Origin of the sequence: Desmonostoc muscorum LEGE 12446, assembly GCF_015207005.2 — a bacterium.
GTDB classification, from domain to species: Bacteria; Cyanobacteriota; Cyanobacteriia; order Cyanobacteriales; family Nostocaceae; genus Nostoc; species Nostoc muscorum.
Map to the genome: position 1 here is coordinate 8,443,672 of NZ_JADEXS020000001.1, position 18,091 is coordinate 8,461,762.

Here is an 18,091-nt window from a genome sequence, read left to right on the forward strand (position 1 = left end):
TAAAACTCTTAATCAGTAAAATTAAAAATCGGTTTCCCCAATAATGGTTTTGGCATAACCACCAATTGCACGGGCAGCTTGCATTCCAGACACAACTGTCGCTTCGATACAGCCGACGTTGATGCCATTTAAAGTCCAGTCACCAGTCAGATACAGATTGGAAAAGCCAGAGCGATCGCTTTGCAAACGATAACAGGTGCTACCTTTGAGGGAGAGGACATAGCGATCGGTCGGTTCTACGTTGGCTTTCCAAAACTGGGAATCAAGTCGTTCTGTACCTTGTCTGTTTTGGCGATCGACTAGTAGATTCCAGTTCAAAGCAGAGTGATCTGATTTATTTGCCATATTCGGCCAGAGGGTAGGCAGATGTTGTTCCATCCAAGCAACGGCTGTTGTCCGCACCTGTTCAGTTTCTTGTGATAACAAGGCTGGTGCGTTGGCATTTGTCGCAACTGCATTCTCTTGTAACGGCCCGCAGAAGTAAGCAATATTTGCCGGACTATTTAACACTGGCCAATCTTCTTGAGGTAGCAGGTGGCTCATATCTGCCCAAGTATTGAAGGGATGCTCATAACCGCCCATGACTGGTATTTGCAAAGACCAACCCAGTTGGGTCAAATTGGGTTTGAGCCATAATTGTAAAGCTAGAGTTTTGACAGTTTTTACGTTCTCCATCATAGATTCCCAAGCGGGGTTGGCGGCTATTAATTCTTGCCCCAACGCTTTGATTGCTGCAATAGAAATACCCAGCAGTACGACATCAAAATCTTCGCCCACCCGCAGAAACTTCTCTTCCACATCACCCCAAGGAGTCGAAATTGATTCAAGATTGATTTGCTTTGTTTGCAGTGCTTCTCCTTCTACTAGTTGTTCGTAAAGAGGCGCACTTGGCCAGCAGGTTAAACCTTTGATATCTACTAGAGGATTGTAGGTATCTCCTTTAACAGTGGCTTGACGACCCAAATAAATCGCAGCGATGGACTGCTTATCTGTAGATAGTTCTAAATGTTTAACTCGATGGAAAAACTGAAACTTAACTCCACGTTGTTGTAGCAGTTCATACAGAGGTGTGAAAATAGTATCTCCCATTCCTGACTGCATCTTCCAAAAAATCGCTCCCCGAAAGGAAAGATTCATGCGGAGAAAACAGCGCAAAAATGCCCCAGCAGCAAAGTTAGGACGCTCTGTATCACCATCTTCATAAGCAAATGCTAAATCGTAAAACCCGCGTACAGGTGCGGAGTTGACAGTTAAATTAGAAGCGCCCTGACGTTGCAACCACTCCCGAAAGTCATAGTCATCTAGGCAATCAAACCCGCGAAAAATGACTCGCTCCTGAATTAATCCACAAGCTATAATGCAACTTAATTCCGCCAAAACCCAATAGCGACGGAATTTATCATTATCTTTGACTAAATCCCCCAAAAAATCGCCAAACCACCGACAGAAATTTTGTAATAACCAGATGATTGCCTGATGCTGTACTTTTTGGTGTTGTTGAGGGTCTTTGGGAAGTGCTTGAATGATTTGTTGTGCCAAGTAGAGCTTTGCAATAGCTGATTCTCTCTGATGGGTAACAGTTAGCCCCATATCTTGACGTAGGGTTTGAATCCAATCGGGAAACTGTAATGAGACTTGAGATTCATTTTCAGGTGGAACATCCTGCCAAAAAGCTGTGAGCGCAGCCAGAGTTTCCTGCACTTGACGTACTAAATAATCTACCAGAGTTTGCACGTATCCCCAAACAGATGGGAATGGCACACCATCTCCAGGTAAAAGATTATTTACGGGTAAATCGTTGATCCAGAGTTTCCATTGGTTATCAACTTGCTCTGGTAAACTAACTACATTGTAGGGTTTAAAAGCATCCTGCCAGGTTGCTAAGGGAGTACCTGCTTTACGTCCTAATTCTGCATAACAGTGGCGCATCATTTGAAATGTATTCTCATAGCTGCCCATGAATATATGCAGACCATGTTCTTCAATTCGGGCATTGGCATCGAGGTTACGTCCACTCGCACCTTTACCACCCAAACGCCATCCCATTTGATAAACCGTAATTTCATAATGGTTTTGCCAATCTGGTTGATTGGTGAGTTCAAACACAGCTGTCAAAGCAGCCATTCCTCCACCTAACACGGCAATCTTTTGTCGTTTAACTGGCGCATAACTCATCATGAAACCTCTCCCTCAAATAAATTTGTATGAAAATTATTTATAAATTTAAAAATGCTGCTGCGATTTCTTGTTGCAGACGTTGACTGTAATTAATCACCGCTTGATTGTCACGCAGCAGTACCTTTGCATCTTCCATGCACTGGGAGAAACAACTGCGGGAAATTTTGACTTGATGCTCGGCAGTGAACAAGCGAGAATGTTGCTGTGATGCTAACAGTAGAGTTTGATAAGCAGATACCAGACACAAAATGCTAGCTAAACGGTATCCAGGCGCATGGTAAGGAATATTCAGCACATAGGCAACAGATTGATCCAGAGCAGTTACAGCTGAGTTGATTACTTTCTGAGTCCATCGAGTTGGCGCTTCTTGTAAAGCCAAGGGTTTGTAATCAATTTCCTGTAACCAACTAGCCGGGAGATAACATTTGCCTTGCCTTAAATCCTCAACAAAGTCTTTAATAATATTGGTTTTCTGTAATGCTTGACCGCAATACTCGCAGTTGATGAGCAAGCGATCGCTTACTTCAGAAGAAAATTTATAATATTCAATTGCTAGTTCTGTACCGAGATGACCTACTGTTCCGGCGACAAAATAACAGTAGCGATCGTAATCTTCGGGTTGTGCGAGAATTTTTACTCCCTGCTGCTCTATTAGGTGAGGCATTTGGTAAGGATCTAGGATGCTCTCAACTCCATCGATCATTGCTGTTACCCATTGCCGAATTGTGGCACGGGTAGTAGAGGGTAGCATTTCATAAATCTGCCAGAGAGATAACCCTGCTTCTGGGGTCATGAGTTGCTGCTCATCTGCTGTGAGTCCTGGCCACTCTAGGCTTGACCAGTGTGCTAACAAACTGTTAGCGTAACGAGGAGTTTCTAGAAGTTGTTGTAATTGGGCAAATCGCGATCGCTTCCACTCTGGAGTTTGCAAGCAGTCTTCGATATTATCAGCGACTCGAAAAATCAAGTAAGCTGTCGCCATATAGCTGTCTAATGGTTCTTCTAAATCAACGTAAAACTCGGCTCCATCGCTTGCTGAATAGATAATTAACTGGTTAGCTGGAGAAACACCATTAGGACTTTGCAAATGTTCCCAAGTATTGGTTTTGGAGCTAATTACGTCTAACCCAGTGTGTCCCTGATTGCCAGTACCAATGCCTACTTTACCACTAACGACATAAATCCAAGCAGATGCGATCGCACTTGGTGAACCAGTGTCAATTGCTCCAAATCCCTGTACTAAACCACACCTTAAACCATTAGTTTTAACGTGAATCATTTTACTTCCTCCTCCTGGAAAAGTCGAAGGAACTAACTCTGTTGTGATAATTGGTATAAAATCAGGGTTTTGTTTGTTATTAAAAACTGTCCAGTTCTCGGCGGCTGACCATGCTGGGCCTAATTTTGTCAGTGTTGTTGGTGAACCACCTAATTCAAAGATAGCGTTTTTTAGTAAGTTACTCATGTTAGTTATCTCCACAAATCTTGGTGTTGTCTTTGATAGGTTTAATTTACTTTAAAGAACTAATCCTTTACATCGAATAAATGTCATGATGCAACTATGACATTTCTCATTTACAAAATCGTGAAAAAAATATCCCCGACTCCTTAGAGAAGTTGGGGATATAATTATGAGCGATTTTTACAAATCAGATTGCAGAAGGTGTCAAAGATATAAAGTCTTGTTGCATATTAATTTGATTCTTGCCGATATCTTGAATGTAAGCAATTATGTCATTGTTATAGTAGAGACCTGTATCTAAAGTTATACTACTACCCAACCCAAAATTGCCTTCTGTCAGAGTATAGTTACCAGCTTTAACCTGAATTTTATCTACACCCACTTGCCAGTCAGTGATTGTGGCATAGCTGTCACCAGTGTTGTAATAAAATATTTGGGATAGATCCCCTAAGACAAATGTATCGCTGCTACTACCACCGATTAAGATGTCTTTTTCGTTGAGTGACCCGCCATTACCGACTAGGAAATCACTACCGTCATAACCATATAGGATGTCATTACCTTTGCCACCAGATAACGTGTTAGAGAGGTTATTACCCTTGATAATGTTATTAAGTTCGTTGCCATTACCATTAGTAGCAGGGCCTGTTAACTCTAAATTTTCTACATTGGCTGCTAGGGTATAACCCCGACTTAAGAAGGAATTATCTTTGGCTGAAACCTTAACTGTATCAATTCCTCCTTGTGACAACTCAGTAACTTTGTCATAGACATTAGTTGCAAACAAATCGCCAATGTTAAAAACAGATTCTACGCTGTCTAAAATGTACAGGTCATTATTGCTACCGCCAATTAGCTCATCTAAACCAGCACCACCATTGAGTGTATCGTTTCCAACACCACCATTGAGTGTATCGTTCCCAGCACCACCATTGAGTGTATCGTTCCCAGCGTTACCAGAAAGTTTATTAGCGACGCTATTGCCGATAATAGTATCATTACCAGACCCGCCAACTGCGTTTTCAATAGTCACTTTATAGGCGATCGCTAAATTGTTCTTGGCTGGGATACTACTAAAATTACTTCTAGGGCCAATTGAACTAAAACTACCTGCATTTAAATTAATCGTAGCAGCCAAAGTCTGATTAGCTGCACTGATAGTATCATTACCAGCAGCATCCCAAATTGTCTGTACAAAGGCTTTATTCGCATCCCAGGAATAAGTGTCGTTACCTGTACGAGTACTATTATTAGCACCATATAAATGCTGGATAGCTGCTATATCGTAAAGTTGTGGTGTTTGAGGAGAAACATCACTACCTGTGTATCGAGTACCACCACCGCTTCCATTGTAGGACATAACAGTGTATTGAGCGCTATCTTGACTAGCAGGTAAGTAAGGCCCAGGAGTACCGCCTCCACCAGCATTATAATTACCTGGATGTTTCAGTCCCAGCGCATGACCGATTTCATGAATTAAAGTTAGAAAGCCAAAGCTACCAGGCAATGGTTGATTGTTACTACTGACTTTGTTGTTCAGCCAGACATCTCCTCCTCCTAGAGGGCCTGGGTAATAAGCATGGGCAGATCCTTCGGATAAGGCAGCTGTTCCAAAACGAATATCTCCCCCGCCTAACAAAGTCTCAGAAACTTCCTGAAACTTCAGCCCTGATACTTCCTCCCAAAGCTTAAGAACTTGTCGGGTTGCATTTTTTTGGACTTCGGTAAAGGGCTTAAAGTTATCGTCTTCATCAGGGCTTGTGGGTATCCAAGCCGCTTCATTTCTAAAACTATAAGTTATTGTTTTAGAACCCCATTTAGATCCTGAGAGTAAAGAATCAATGTAATTTATTCCGGAAGCCATGATTGTTTCTCCTGTGTGAAATTCGTAAGTAAGATTTTGTTGCAGCAAAAATTCAGCCTTTGTATCGAGTTGCGATCGCCAGAATTAAATTCTGCTGTTGCTTTTCAAATAAACTAGTGCTGGGGTTGGCGTTTTGATGTTTGTAATCGTTTTGCTGCCTTCCCTTTGCTCGATAGTTATAATTTACTGGGAATAACTATTGGTTAACATCCAATAAATGTCACGATCCACCCATGATATTTGTCATTCTGTATGTGTGAAATTCTGATATTTTTTGAGTTAATAATGGCTAAAATATCATGGCACTTAAAAACCATCTCCAATTTATTGGAGATGGTTTTGTGTTAATTATTTAGCAGCGTTGAGTTAAATTTGAAGTTTAAATATAGCAATTTTTGAGATAATTGGGGCTTATCTCACCACCCAGTTGCAAACTAATTTCCCGTTTTCCTTAACCCAGTAAGCAACTAAGTCTCTCCTTTGAGGAGTTGTGTAGTTAATCATGGGAAGATTATTCTCAACTTTGGTTGGTTGTAATGTTGTAATACTCATAATTTTGCTCTGTTTGTTCGTGTAATTGAGATATCAATGATTGTATTTTGTTTAACTCTTGAGGTTGCCCTCGCTTTCATGACCTTAATTTAGCTTGAGAACCCAGAAGCGCACATCTAATAAATGTCACGATGCAACCATGACATTTGTCACGATCGCTAAATGAAATTAGGACAGTTGATAATTTGCTTTCTGGCGGTCTCTAATTTACTGGGTTAAGGTAATAATCTCTTCAAACAAAAAATCATTAACAAGATTGGTCAGTGTTTGAGCCAAAGCAGCTTGAGGTGGCGGAATTTCTTCAATAAGTTGCAAAATCTCCTTAGCGTTAACTCTGATGGCCGCTTGGTGTAATTGTTCTAACCACTCCGCAGGCATTTGTGCGATCGCATTTTCTAATTCATTCGCAGAGATAACTGAAGATTGCGGCTGGGTGGGCAGTTTGGTGTCTTCAGTTGCATATATATATTGGACACCCAAATATTGGCTCATCTTCTCAAAAATTACTTCAACTCGAAATGGTTTACGGACAAAATCATCGCAACCTGTAGATAAGGCAACAATCCGATCTTCTTCAAAAGCACTACCAGTTAGAGCAATGACGACAGGAGGTGAATCAATGTTTGTTTTAATACGTTTAGTTGCCTCATAACCATCCATCACAGGCATACGCATATCCATCCATACTAAATCAGGATGCCAACTTTTACATAAAGCGATCGCTTCCTCTCCATTATTAGCTTCACGCACATCAAAACCGACTGGTTGTAGCAACTTAATCATAATCTGGCGAATTTCTGGTTTATCTTCTGCTACCAAAATCCGATATTTTGGCTGTCCGGCTGCTAAAGCAATCACTTGTTGGGTAGATTTTGCCGTTTGCACTTCATCAGATCGAACTTCTTTGGTGTAGATATCAAACTTAAAAATTGTTCCCACCTCTACGGTGCTGTTAACAGTTATTTCTCCTCCCATAAGGCGCACAAATTTTTGGCTAATAGGTAATCCTAATCCGGTTCCCTCTTGAGAATTTTTACCTGTCTGAGTTTGCACAAAAGGTTCAAATAAACGCTCCAATTCTGTTAACTCAATACCAGCACCAGTATCTTCAACTTCAAATAATAAACGTATTCCTGTATTTATCTCTGCAAAGTCGCGCCTAACTCGCAGAGTTACACTACCTACTTGGGTAAATTTAATGGCATTGCCTAATAAATTAATCAAAACCTGGCGCAGTTTGCTTTCATCTGTGCGAATATATTGCGGTAAGTCAGCAGCCAGTTCAAAATTTAACTTTAATCCTTTAGACTGGGCTTTTAAGCGTAACATTTGGTATAGTGTGTCCAAAAGAGTCTTTAAGTCGAAGCCAGCTTCATTAAATGTGGTTTTACCAGCTTCAATTTTGGACATTTCTAAAACATCATCGATTAAATTCAACAGGTGTTCGCCACTGCGGGCGATAGTTTCTAAATACTCTTGTTGTTGGGCATCGAGAGAACCATACCTAGTCAGCAATTGGGTAAAGCCCAAAATCACATTGAGGGGAGTTCGCAGTTCATGGCTCATGTTTGCTAAGAATTGGCTTTTGGCGACATTTGCCACATCTGCTGCTTCTTTCGCTTTATGAAATTCGGCTTGAGCTTTTTTACTAGCCGTAATATCACGAATCGTTAAAACAGCACATTTTTCGCCAGCAATGAATTCGATACAGTTGCCAGAAATTTCCAAAATTATCGTTTGATGAGATTTTTTAAATTCATATTCAGTAGGTTTTACATGGTCTTGTAGTGCCATTCGTATGGGATGCACTTCATTTAGGATCGCTTGTCCCTGCTGTGTCAACGGTAGTAGGTCAATTAGCGAGTGTCCCAAAATACTAATATGAGGTATACCGACTAAGCGATCAAAGGCTGCGTTACACCATTGCACTTTCGTATCTTCACCTGTCCAGGCGATCGCATCATCAATAGCCCCTAGTGCTACTTCCATTTTTCCTAAAGTTGAACGCAGTCGGTTTAACTGAAGGGCAGGATCGTTCTCCATAAATCTAATCCTATTCAGAAATAATTATTACTTTTTATAAAGGAGAAATCGTCGCTGCAAAAAACCAATTTTCGCCCTGCTTTTCTGCGGTGATAAAATGTTCACTTTCTACTTCAATACCATCCTTAGTCACAGTTTTTAGCAACAGAGGGTGATTCAGAATTTTAGCTTTTTCCGTCATGATAAAGCGAGAAAAGCTCAACCGATGGGAATCATGAAGGCTTTGGGGAATAATGACTTCCAGAGGTAAGCCAATAATTTCCTCATAACCCCAGCCATAAACCTGATTAAAAGCCTCATTGATATATGTAACAAAGCCTTGTTGGTCTGTAATAATGACAGGTAGTTGAGTTTCTAACTTGATTTCACTAATAGTTTTCATAGAATAAGCTTTACTATCTCAGTGGTCTTGGCAGAGGATAAACAAGTATTGATAATTTTAAGATAACTACAACAAAAATCAGCAAGTTAGCTTGTATTTCCTTAATTAACTGCCATCAACCACTAATTTATGCCAAAACTGCTATATTCTTTTGTTATGTATTTTTATTTTCGCTATACCTCGATATTAAAAATGCTGATTTTTTAATCTTGACTTGAGCTTAATTTATGAATAGCAGCGACTCACATAAAGGAGATATCCTCATTGTTGATGACACCATCGATAACCTGCGCCTTTTATCAAAAATGCTGACTGAGCAGGGGTATGAGGTGCGATGTGTCACCAACGGTGCTACAGCATTGATGGGTATCAAAGCTCAACCGCCCGATTTAATCTTACTAGACATTACTATGCCAGGACTCAATGGCTATGAAGTTTGCCAGCAGTTAAAAGTAGATGACAAAACCAGCGAGATTCCGGTGATTTTTATCAGCGCCTTAAATGAAACATTCGATAAAGTCAAAGCATTTTCAGTTGGTGGTGTTGATTATATTAGCAAACCCTTTCAACTCCAAGAGGTATTTGTTCGGATTGAAACGCAACTGAAAACTCGGAGATTGCAAGCACAACTGCAAGTGCAAAATTCTCGCTTGCAGCAAGCCGAGACAGATTTACTTAAAGCGTTAGAGCAAGAAAAGGAACTTAATTTGCGGCTTCAGGAAATGGCTACGATAGAAGAGCGCAATCGTATCGCCCGTGATATTCATGATTCTTTAGGCCATTCGTTGGTAGCACTGAACATTCAACTTGAAGCGGCTATGGCTTTATGGCAAGATAACACCACCAAAGCTTATGAATGTTTGTTAGAAGCGAAACAACTGGGGTCAGAAACTTTAAAAGCAGTGCGCGATTCTGTGGCGTTAATTAGATCCGAACCTTTACAAAGCCAGCTTTTAGAAGCGGCGATCGCTAACCTGACAGAAGAATTTTATCGACTCACTGGCATTTTACCAGAAACTAAAATTCAGATCCCACCAAACTTGCGCCATGCCATGAATACAACGATTTATCGAATTTTGCAAGAGGGCTTGACTAATATCTGCAAATATGCACAGGCGACGGCAGTGCAGATTCAAATCGAGCCTACTGCTGATGGGGTGGAACTGATACTAGAAGATAATGGCAAGGGTTTTCAAGTAAACAGCAATAAAAAGGGATTTGGACTCCAAGGAATGCAGGAAAGGATAGCTGCTTTAGGAGGCCAATTAGAAATTGCTAGTCAGCCAAATCGAGGCTGTCGAATTACTGCTAGATTTCCTCAAACTTAGGCGACAGCAAGCTCAGAATTTTCTAGGTGATTTAGAAAAGAATTGGCAAAAATCGCGGCTTGAGTGCGATCGCGTAGATTGAGACGATTTAAAATATTAGTAATATGATTCCTGACCGTACCTTCTGAAAGAAAAAGCTTTTGGGCAATTTCTCGATTGCTCAGCCCACTAGCAATCAACCGCAAAACTTCTCGTTCTCTAGTGGTAAGTTCTCCCAGTTTTGCTGGTGGTTGTTTTTCTGGCGCTGGTTGAGATGCAGGCACAGCAACGAGCATCTTTTCCAGAATTCCTGGGCCAAAGTGAGTGTAGCCTTTGTGAATAGAATGAATTGCGGCTACCAACTCCTGTGCAGGCGTATCCTTTAATAGATATCCCTTAGCACCAAAGCGGATCGCCTCGGAAATATATTGTGTCTCGTCAAACGTCGTCAAAATCAAAATTTTCGTGTTTGGAAACTGCTGGCAGATACGTTGTGTAGCTTCTACCCCATCCATTACAGGCATACGGATATCCATCAATATAATGTCTGGCTGAGAATCTCCACCATAGAGATTTTCCATTTGTTGAATTGCTTTTTGACCATTCTCAGCTTCTGCGACTACTTGTAAGTCTGGTTGAATCTCTAACAAAGTCTTCAGCCCACGACGGACGATCTCTTGGTCTTCTACGAGTAATACCTGAATCATAAGCTGCATCTATATTTAGAAAAAGTCAGTAATAATCAATAACATCATTAAACATTGATGATTACCAAGTACAAAACTAAGAAATGACTAACTTTTGACTGACTTCTAACTAACTTTACCGTAAAATTAACGAAATCCAGTATTTCTACTTTACTATTCCTTATTGCGTATGTCGCGATCGCTGAAAGTTCGTGCTGAATGCCTAGAAAATGTGAGATTAGCTCTCAAACGCAATGCTTATCCCAGCCAAAAGAGCTTATCTCAAGAGCTAGGATTAGCTTTAGGGACTATAAGTAAATTTTTGAACGGTAAACCCATAGATTATTCATATTTTCGGGAAATATGTGACAAACTAGGACTTGATTGGCAAGCGATCGCTAACATAGATAACTTAAATGATACACCCTTGCCAGTACCTGTTCCCGTAAAGTCCGAGGTAAAAAGTGTTGACAAGCGAGTTGATTGGGGCGAAGCAATAGATGTCTCTGTGTTTCACGGACGACAAAGCGAACTAAAAATCCTCAGTCAATGGTTAGTAGAGGATCGCTGCCGCTTAGTCGCTTTGCTAGGTATGGGTGGAATTGGCAAGAGTGCTTTATCAGTGAAACTCGCGCAACTGCTGGAATCAGAGTTTCATTTTATTATCTGGCGCAGTTTACGCAATGCCCCTCCCTTGGCAACTCTATTAATTGATTTAGTAACATTTGTCTCTCATCAACAAGAAATCAAAGCAGATATAAGGCAGCTGATTCATTACCTACGTAATGCACGTTGTCTGGTGATTTTAGACAATATGGAGACTATTTTAGACGCAGAGCAAGCTGGGCAATATCGCTCTGGCTATGAAGATTATGGCGGATTGCTGCGGACAGTAGCAGAAGTGCAACACCAAAGTTGTGTCATCCTGACTAGTCGTGAAAAACCTGCTGAAATCGCTACCTTTGAAGGTGTGGAAATGGCCGTGCGCGCGATGAGGCTCCAAGGTTCGCCAGAAGCAGCATACGCCTTATTGCAAGCTAAAGGGGTAACTGGCTCTGTGGATGATAAACAATTACTATGCGATCGCTACTCTAACAGTCCTTTAGCTTTAAAAATTGTTGCGACTTCCATTCAAAACCTATTTAGCGGAGAACTGAGTGAATTCCTCAAACAAGACACGATTATTTTTAATGGCATTCGCCGTTTGTTAGCACAACAGTTTGAGCGGTTGTCATCGCTAGAACAAACTATCATGTACTGCCTAGCAATAAATCGTGAGTGGGTAAATATTGCGGAATTAGAACAAGATATTGTACCAACTGTCTCCAGAGGCAGGATTTTAGAGGCTCTGGAATATTTAAATGGGCGATCGCTAATTGAAAGCAAATCGAGTAACTACACCCAGCAACCCGTGGTGATGGAGTATGTTATCGACCGACTAATTGAGCGAGTGACAAATGAACTGACAACAGTAGAACTATCCCTATTTAATAGTCATGCACTGATAAAAACTACTGTGAAAGATTATGTCAGGGAAAGCCAAGAGAGATTGATATTGCAGCCTATCGCCGAACAATTTTGTAAAACATTTAGTTCGCCAAAAGCTCTAGAGCAACAAATAGCGATCGTGCTTTTACAATTGCAAAGTCCAAAAGTTAAACTTTCTCATTACGGTGCTGGCAATCTGATAAATCTTTGTTGCCATTTGCAATTTAATTTAACAGGCTACAATTTTTCTGACCTAACTATTCGTCAAGCCTACCTGCAAAACAGAAATCTACCTCATGTTAACTTTACCAATTCTAATTTTCTCCAGTCAGTTTTTACCCAAACATTTGGGTGTATTCTCACACTTGCTTTCAGCCCCAAAAATAAGCTATTAGCTACTGGCGACTCAAATAACGACGTGCGTATTTGGCGTTTGGTTGATTCTCAATTACTTTTTGTATGTGAGGGGCACACAGATTGGGTGCGTACACTTGTTTTCAGTGCAGATGGTAATACTGTAATTAGTGCTGGTGACGATCAAACAATACGATTGTGGGATGTCAATACAGGTCAATGCCTCAAGACACTCACCGGAAATGCCAGTCGCATTGGCTCCTTAGCTTTAAGCCCTGATGGTCGCACCTTAATTACTAGCAGCGAAGATCGAACTGTTCGAGTTTGGGATATTTTCACTGAGGAATGTATTAAAAATCTTCAAGGACATAACAAGCAGGTCTGGGCAGTAGCAATTAGTCCCGATGGCCGCACCATCGCTAGTGGCAGTGAGGATCAAACCGTGCGCTTATGGGATATTAACACAGGGCAATGTCTCAAACTATTAGCAGAACATACCAATTGGGTTTGGACAGTTGCCTTTAGCCCAGATAGTAAAATCCTTGCAAGTGGTAGCCATGATAACACGATTAAACTCTGGGATCTGAACACAGGGCAATGCCTGAAAACTTTAGTGGGTCATAATAAATGGGTGTGGTCAGTAGCATTTAGTCCTGACGGTCAAACTCTTGCTAGTGGTAGCGAGGATCAAACTGTGCGATTGTGGAATATTAACACAGGGCAATGTTTCACAACTTTACAAGGGCATACAAATCGAATTTGGTCAGTGGCGTTTAGTCCCGATAGCCAAACTCTTGCTAGTGGCAGTGACGACCAAACAATCAAACTTTGGAATACTGATATAGGTAAGTGCATCAAAACCATGCAAGGATGTACCAGAAAAATTTGGTCAGTGGCTTGCAGTCTAAATGGGGAGACCATTGCTAGTAGCGGTGATGAAAAAATTGTGCGGCTGTGGAATGTTAATTCTGGTGAATGCTACCAAACTTTGGCAGGGCATAGCAGTCGAATTGAGTCCGTGGCATTCAGTCCTGATGGCTACACGCTTGTTAGCGGTGGTGAAGATCAAACAGTGCGCTTGTGGGATATTAACACAGGACAATGCCTGAAAATCCTTGAAGGACACACTAAACAAGTTTGGTCGGTGGCATTTAGCCCCAACGGTCGCACTATTGCCAGTGGCAGTGAAGATCAAACAGTGCGTTTATGGGATATCAAAACAGGACAATGCTTGCAAACCCTACAAGGACATAATAACTGGGTGTGGTCAGTGGCGTTTAGTCCTGATGGTCGCTTTTTGGCTAGTGCTAGCTATGACCATACTATAAAACTGTGGGATAGTAGTACAGGAGAACTATTAAAAACCTTAGAGGGTCATACTAATTATGCATTAGCAGTTGCCTTTAGTGCTGATAGTCGTTTATTAGCAACTGGTAGCTACGACCAGACTATAAAAATATGGAACGTTAACACAGGTAAGTGCCTGGAAACATTGCATGAGCATACCGATCCAGTCGGTTCTGTATGCTTTAGTCCAAAAGAACCACTCCTTGCTAGTGCAAGTATGGATCGTACTTTCAAATTTTGGGATATCAGCGAAATTTATTCTCAAATAGAAGGTTTGGAAGCAAACAAATCAACCAAAAATCAAAGCTCAAAATCGACGTTAGGAAAATGCCTCAAAACTTTTACTGGTCATAGTGATGTTGTCTGGACACTCAGGTTCAGTTGCGATGGTACTATGGTTGTTACTGGAAATTGGGATGAAACGATAAAAATATGGGATGTCAACACAAGAGAATGTTTGAAAACTCTTAGAGCCGAACGCCCCTATGAAGGTATGAATATCACCAATGTCACAGGAATTACAGCAGCGCAAAAAGCGTCGTTAAAAGCTTTGGGTGCAGTTGAAAAAGACGTTATATCAGCACGAGACAAAAACTAAAGAATAGTTTTTTGCTGAGATTGGATATCTTCAAAGGAAGCCATGACAAATGTCATGGTTTAGTCATGACATTTACAGGACTTACGCAACTGGCACAATGCGATCGCTAACAAATAGTACTTTAGTACTACAGAATGCACATGAAATGAACTAGAGTACAAATGTAAACTGTTCGTTTTCACACCAAACTTTTGGGCTGCTGCTCAGGCTACTGTAACGAATACTTTTGAATATGAAGTTTACTAAATTAGATTATTGCCAGTATCTACTTAGTAGCCAAATTAATTATACCATTACCAATTTGGCAGAGCATTTAGAGAGTATTAGCCATGATAAAGTTAACTATTATTTCAAAACAGAAAAGTTAACACCTCGTTTACTATGGGATAACGTGAAAGATGTAGTTGAGCCTGATGACAATGGTTACATAATATTTGATGATAGCATTTTAGATAAAAGATATTCTGAAGAATTTCAACGCAGGGTGAGTCCGAATGTCCAAGAACTCAACAGCATGTTTCAATCCCTCATAGGGATTTAGTGAAATTTCAACCACAATGGATAGCCTACCGCCTGGGCAGGGCTGATTCATTCCACAAGGGCAAGAAGTTTGTCAATATCATTAGAGATAAATCTTTGAGCAATTGTGATGGAAAGATGACCATTTCGACGGAGTATATTAATGGCGATCGCTCTGAGGATTGAGAGGTTCGCCGGAGCATTACCCATACGTATTTTTGAGTCATCCTCCTTCATAACTACGTCTTTAATCCAATGGAGGCGATTTTCGATACTCCAATGCCCGCGAATACCACGAGCAAATTCTCGTGCGGGATGAATGAGGCTACTAATGTAACAGACAACCTCATGATATGGTTGACCTCCTCGTGTTCCAGTTCTTTCAACTCGAATTAAGGACTTAATTCCCGCCCAGGATAGGTCAATTCCATTCAAATCATCAAAAACTTCAACAGTCCTTGTTGTCAGTCTATCTTTTGTTCTAAAATCTTCCACAAGCCGCAGTTGTTCAATCAGAGAACTACCCATAATTTTCCTCCCCTCAACACTTGCAATTTTACCTGTTTTAGGGAATGAATCAGCCCTGACCGCCTGGGGGGAGAAGTGTTTCAATCCCTCATAGGGATTTAGTGAAATTTCAACGGCAACAGCCCAAAACTGTACATATATTTAGTTTTCAAGGTTCTGCTGCGCGAATGAGCCAATTATACCATGAAGAATAAAGTTTGAGTAGTGAGGAAATCGCTAGAACCTAGACTGTGTAAGGTGCGCGGGTACTTGAGGCGCTACTTTTTCCAAAACACTCACCCTGTGCGGGTTTGAAGCCCTGTTTGAAGAATCGTATTTTCAACACCTACCTATCCGCGCATTCTGCAAAGAAAATACTGTTATCACGAATCTGTTGCCCACCAATACGTTCAATTTTACCTACACAGCAAGCACACATTGAATAAAAGAGGATGCTATCGCTTTCAGGCTTAATCAACTTATTCAAGCGCGATCGCAATTTTGCATACTGAGTATCAGTAAGGTCGCATTCAAACACACTGTACTGTACCCACTGACCGTAAGACTTGAGTATTTTGTGGATTTTGGTGCGGCGTTTGTCTTCGGGAATATCATAAGAAACAATCACATTCATTGGTCGGCTCTCCCGCTTTTACTTCAAAACCAATGGTGGGTATTTTTCGGTTTCTCCCATTAAGTATTTAGCGAGTAATCGAGCCTGTAGCTCAAATGCTTCTTGATATGTGCATTTGCGACCTAAGACTGGATGCTTAAACTCGGACTGTTTCTTTTGCGCGTACTGTTGCAAAAATCTTTTTCGTCCTTGTAGGGTTAAAGATACTGCTCCACTTAAAGGCTCTATGACAAAATCGCTTTTTGTCAGTAATTGCTTATTTAGTGTAGATAATACTACTGCATCTACTATGAGAGGACGAAATTCTTCCATTAAATCTAATGCCAGCGACGGTCTACCATAGCGCTCACAAGAACTCTTGCAAAAGTGTTTTATGGTATAATCAAGGGTTTGGCAATTTGCAATTAGGACTTTGAGGAGCAGTGAAAATAGAGAACGCCAAACAGCTTACTGCAAAAAAATTTAAGCGAATGACTGGAGTGAGCCGTAAAATCTTTGAATTAATGGTTGATGTAGTTAAAGCTGATGCTCAAAAAAAGAAGAAGCCTGGTCGCCGTCCTAAATTAACTATTGAAGACCAAGTTTTAATGGTGATTCAATATTGGAGAGAATACCGCACTTATTATCATATTAGACTCATCCGCGAATCATGAAAGCTTACCAGGAGAGAGTTACAAGGATTTGCACGGAAGGAGTGATCGCCATCTGGCAGTACGAGAAAATGAGGGTTTGAAGGCATTGAGAGAGAAAAAAATGGAATTAGAGCAGAAACGTAGAATCAGAATAAATGAATTTATAAATAGCAAATTAAGTATTAAGGGTAACAGAAAATAACCGATTAATTCGTAACCTTACCAGCCCACAAACAGCCAGAAGTACCTGATTATATCGATGTCGAGCTAGACGAAATCTATCACTGGCTACTCGAAATATTTTGACCCGACATATCATGTGTTCAACAGCTATTCTGCGTGACGAGAGTTCTTTATTCTCTTGTTTTTGTAATTCCGAGATTTCTGTATTTTTTCGTTTCTTATGAGGGCAAAAGTGTTGAATGTTAAGAAAAATCCGATAAAAACAGCCCAAAATATGTTAAATTTTGGGCGGAAGATTAAAGTATATCTATTTGATAGTGATTATAAATTCATTTCCCAAGATTGTCAAAGATATCTTGAGAGGACTGCCAAAAAACGATTATCCGGTATTGAACAGTCGTCTGTTCTTTGAGTGCTGGCTATCTTATGCTATGGATAACAGCTTAACAAGTATGCGAGATTTGTTTAAGAGATTAAACAACATAGGATTTGAGGTAGATATTTCTACTTTCTCAAAAGCAAACTTACATCGAAGCCAAAAACCTTTTCAAGAAATTTACCAAAAATTAAATGAATTAGTACAGAAGAAAGTTCAAAAAAAGTTACACGATAGATATGCAATTTGTCCAATAGATTCAACAATTATTACTCTCACAAGTAAATTGTTATGGGTATTAGGACACCATCAAGTAAAACTTTTCAGTTCTCTCAATCTAGCTACTGGAAGTCCATCAGATAACTTCATCAACTTTGGACATGATCATGATTATCAATTTGGTTCAAAGATGATGTCTAGTCTACCAATAAATGCTGTTGGGGTAATGGATAGAGGCTTCGCGGGATTAAAGTTTATCCAAGAATTGGTACAAGAAAATAAATACTTTGTTTTGCGGATTAAAAACAATTGGAAACTAAAATTTGACGATGTGACTGGATTAATCAAAGTTGGTGCATCTGATGATGCTCAAGCCTATAGAGTCATTAATTTTTGTGATTTAGAAACAAAAACTGAGTTTCGCCTAGTAACTAATTTACCTGCTGATGGAGAGGCTGCCGTTAGTGATGATGAAATTAGGGATATTTATCGATTACGTTGGGGAGTTGAATTGTTATGGAAGTTTTTAAAGATGCACTTAAAACTTGACAAATTAATTACTAAGAACGTCAATGGTATCACTATACAAATTTACGTTAGTTTAATAGCTTATCTAATTTTACAGATATTATCTATCCCACAACAATGGGGACATACGCTATTAGATAAATTCCGCTATTTACAATCTTGTATGTGTCAGAAAATCAGTTATGTTCATTGGTTTGAGGAGATGATGTTATGTTGACTAATTTAGGCTTTT

The 18,091-nt window shown here is 40.2% G+C and carries 13 protein-coding genes and 3 pseudogenes; 5 read left to right on the forward strand and 11 right to left on the reverse strand.

Annotation, left to right across the window (positions count from 1 at the left end; translation table 11 throughout):
- Positions 1–21 precede the first annotated feature (21 nt).
- From IQ276_RS34645 to IQ276_RS34670, 6 genes are all read right to left on the reverse strand, one after another.
- Entirely contained in the window at positions 22–2,178 is a 2,157-nt protein-coding gene (locus IQ276_RS34645; RefSeq protein ID WP_235116237.1) for an NAD(P)-binding protein, read from the reverse strand.
- Positions 2,179–2,215: 37 nt separating this feature from the next.
- Positions 2,216–3,643 (reverse strand): phytoene/squalene synthase family protein, encoded by a 1,428-nt coding sequence (locus tag IQ276_RS34650; RefSeq protein ID WP_193913083.1) that lies wholly within the window; start codon positions 3,641–3,643, stop codon positions 2,216–2,218.
- A gap of 184 nt (positions 3,644–3,827) precedes the next feature.
- Complete coding sequence (locus IQ276_RS34655) at positions 3,828–5,504, reverse strand: M10 family metallopeptidase C-terminal domain-containing protein (protein WP_193913085.1); 1,677 nt, start codon at positions 5,502–5,504, stop codon at positions 3,828–3,830.
- Between the two features lie 411 nt (positions 5,505–5,915).
- Positions 5,916–6,056 carry a hypothetical protein gene (locus tag IQ276_RS34660; protein ID WP_193913087.1) on the reverse strand — a complete coding sequence of 47 codons (141 nt, stop codon included), beginning with the start codon at positions 6,054–6,056 and terminating at the stop codon, positions 5,916–5,918.
- 207 nt (positions 6,057–6,263) lie between these two features.
- A complete protein-coding gene (locus IQ276_RS34665) occupies positions 6,264–8,099 on the reverse strand; it encodes an ATP-binding protein (RefSeq protein ID WP_193913089.1) in 1,836 nt (611 codons plus the stop codon).
- Positions 8,100–8,133: 34 nt separating this feature from the next.
- Positions 8,134–8,481 (reverse strand): PAS domain S-box protein, encoded by a 348-nt coding sequence (locus IQ276_RS34670; RefSeq protein ID WP_193913091.1) that lies wholly within the window; start codon positions 8,479–8,481, stop codon positions 8,134–8,136.
- Between the two features lie 227 nt (positions 8,482–8,708).
- Between IQ276_RS34670 and IQ276_RS34675 the strand changes: the two genes are divergently transcribed.
- Positions 8,709–9,809 (forward strand): ATP-binding response regulator, encoded by a 1,101-nt coding sequence (locus tag IQ276_RS34675; RefSeq protein ID WP_193913093.1) that lies wholly within the window; start codon positions 8,709–8,711, stop codon positions 9,807–9,809.
- On the opposite strand, the gene IQ276_RS34680 is transcribed toward IQ276_RS34675, so the two are convergent.
- A complete protein-coding gene (locus IQ276_RS34680; RefSeq protein WP_193913095.1) occupies positions 9,806–10,495 on the reverse strand; it encodes a response regulator transcription factor in 690 nt (229 codons plus the stop codon). The two genes, IQ276_RS34675 and IQ276_RS34680, sit on opposite strands and share 4 nt — an antisense overlap.
- A 169-nt stretch (positions 10,496–10,664) precedes the next feature.
- Between IQ276_RS34680 and IQ276_RS34685 the strand changes: the two genes are divergently transcribed.
- Together IQ276_RS34685 and IQ276_RS34690 are read left to right on the forward strand one after the other, a co-directional pair.
- Positions 10,665–14,261: a WD40 domain-containing protein gene (locus IQ276_RS34685; protein ID WP_193913096.1), complete on the forward strand. Its 3,597-nt coding sequence runs from the start codon at positions 10,665–10,667 to the stop codon at positions 14,259–14,261.
- Positions 14,262–14,493: 232 nt separating this feature from the next.
- Positions 14,494–14,739, forward strand: a pseudogene (locus IQ276_RS34690) (IS701 family transposase); the annotation flags it as partial.
- Positions 14,740–14,849: 110 nt separating this feature from the next.
- Here the strand turns inward: IQ276_RS34690 and IQ276_RS34695 are convergent.
- The 3 genes and pseudogenes from IQ276_RS34695 to cas1 all read right to left on the reverse strand — a co-directional run.
- Positions 14,850–15,308: an ISAs1 family transposase gene (locus IQ276_RS34695; RefSeq protein WP_193921729.1), complete on the reverse strand. Its 459-nt coding sequence runs from the start codon at positions 15,306–15,308 to the stop codon at positions 14,850–14,852.
- A gap of 325 nt (positions 15,309–15,633) precedes the next feature.
- Positions 15,634–15,921 (reverse strand): CRISPR-associated endonuclease Cas2, encoded by a 288-nt coding sequence (cas2, locus tag IQ276_RS34700; protein ID WP_193921728.1) that lies wholly within the window; start codon positions 15,919–15,921, stop codon positions 15,634–15,636.
- An 18-nt stretch (positions 15,922–15,939) separates the two neighbouring features.
- Positions 15,940–16,272, reverse strand: a pseudogene (cas1, locus tag IQ276_RS34705) (CRISPR-associated endonuclease Cas1); the annotation flags it as partial.
- Between the two features lie 71 nt (positions 16,273–16,343).
- Between cas1 and IQ276_RS34710 the strand changes: the two are divergent.
- Positions 16,344–16,553 (forward strand): annotated as a pseudogene (locus IQ276_RS34710) (transposase family protein); the annotation flags it as partial.
- Between the two features lie 175 nt (positions 16,554–16,728).
- Here IQ276_RS34710 and IQ276_RS34715 read toward each other — a convergent pair.
- Positions 16,729–17,007 carry a transposase family protein gene (locus IQ276_RS34715; protein WP_228043399.1) on the reverse strand — a complete coding sequence of 93 codons (279 nt, stop codon included), beginning with the start codon at positions 17,005–17,007 and terminating at the stop codon, positions 16,729–16,731.
- A 46-nt stretch (positions 17,008–17,053) separates the two neighbouring features.
- Here IQ276_RS34715 and IQ276_RS34720 point away from each other — a divergent pair, with 46 nt between their 5' ends.
- On the forward strand, positions 17,054–18,076 hold the full coding sequence (locus IQ276_RS34720) for an IS4 family transposase (protein ID WP_235116239.1): 1,023 nt from the start codon (positions 17,054–17,056) through the stop codon (positions 18,074–18,076).
- Positions 18,077–18,091: the final 15 nt, after the last annotated feature.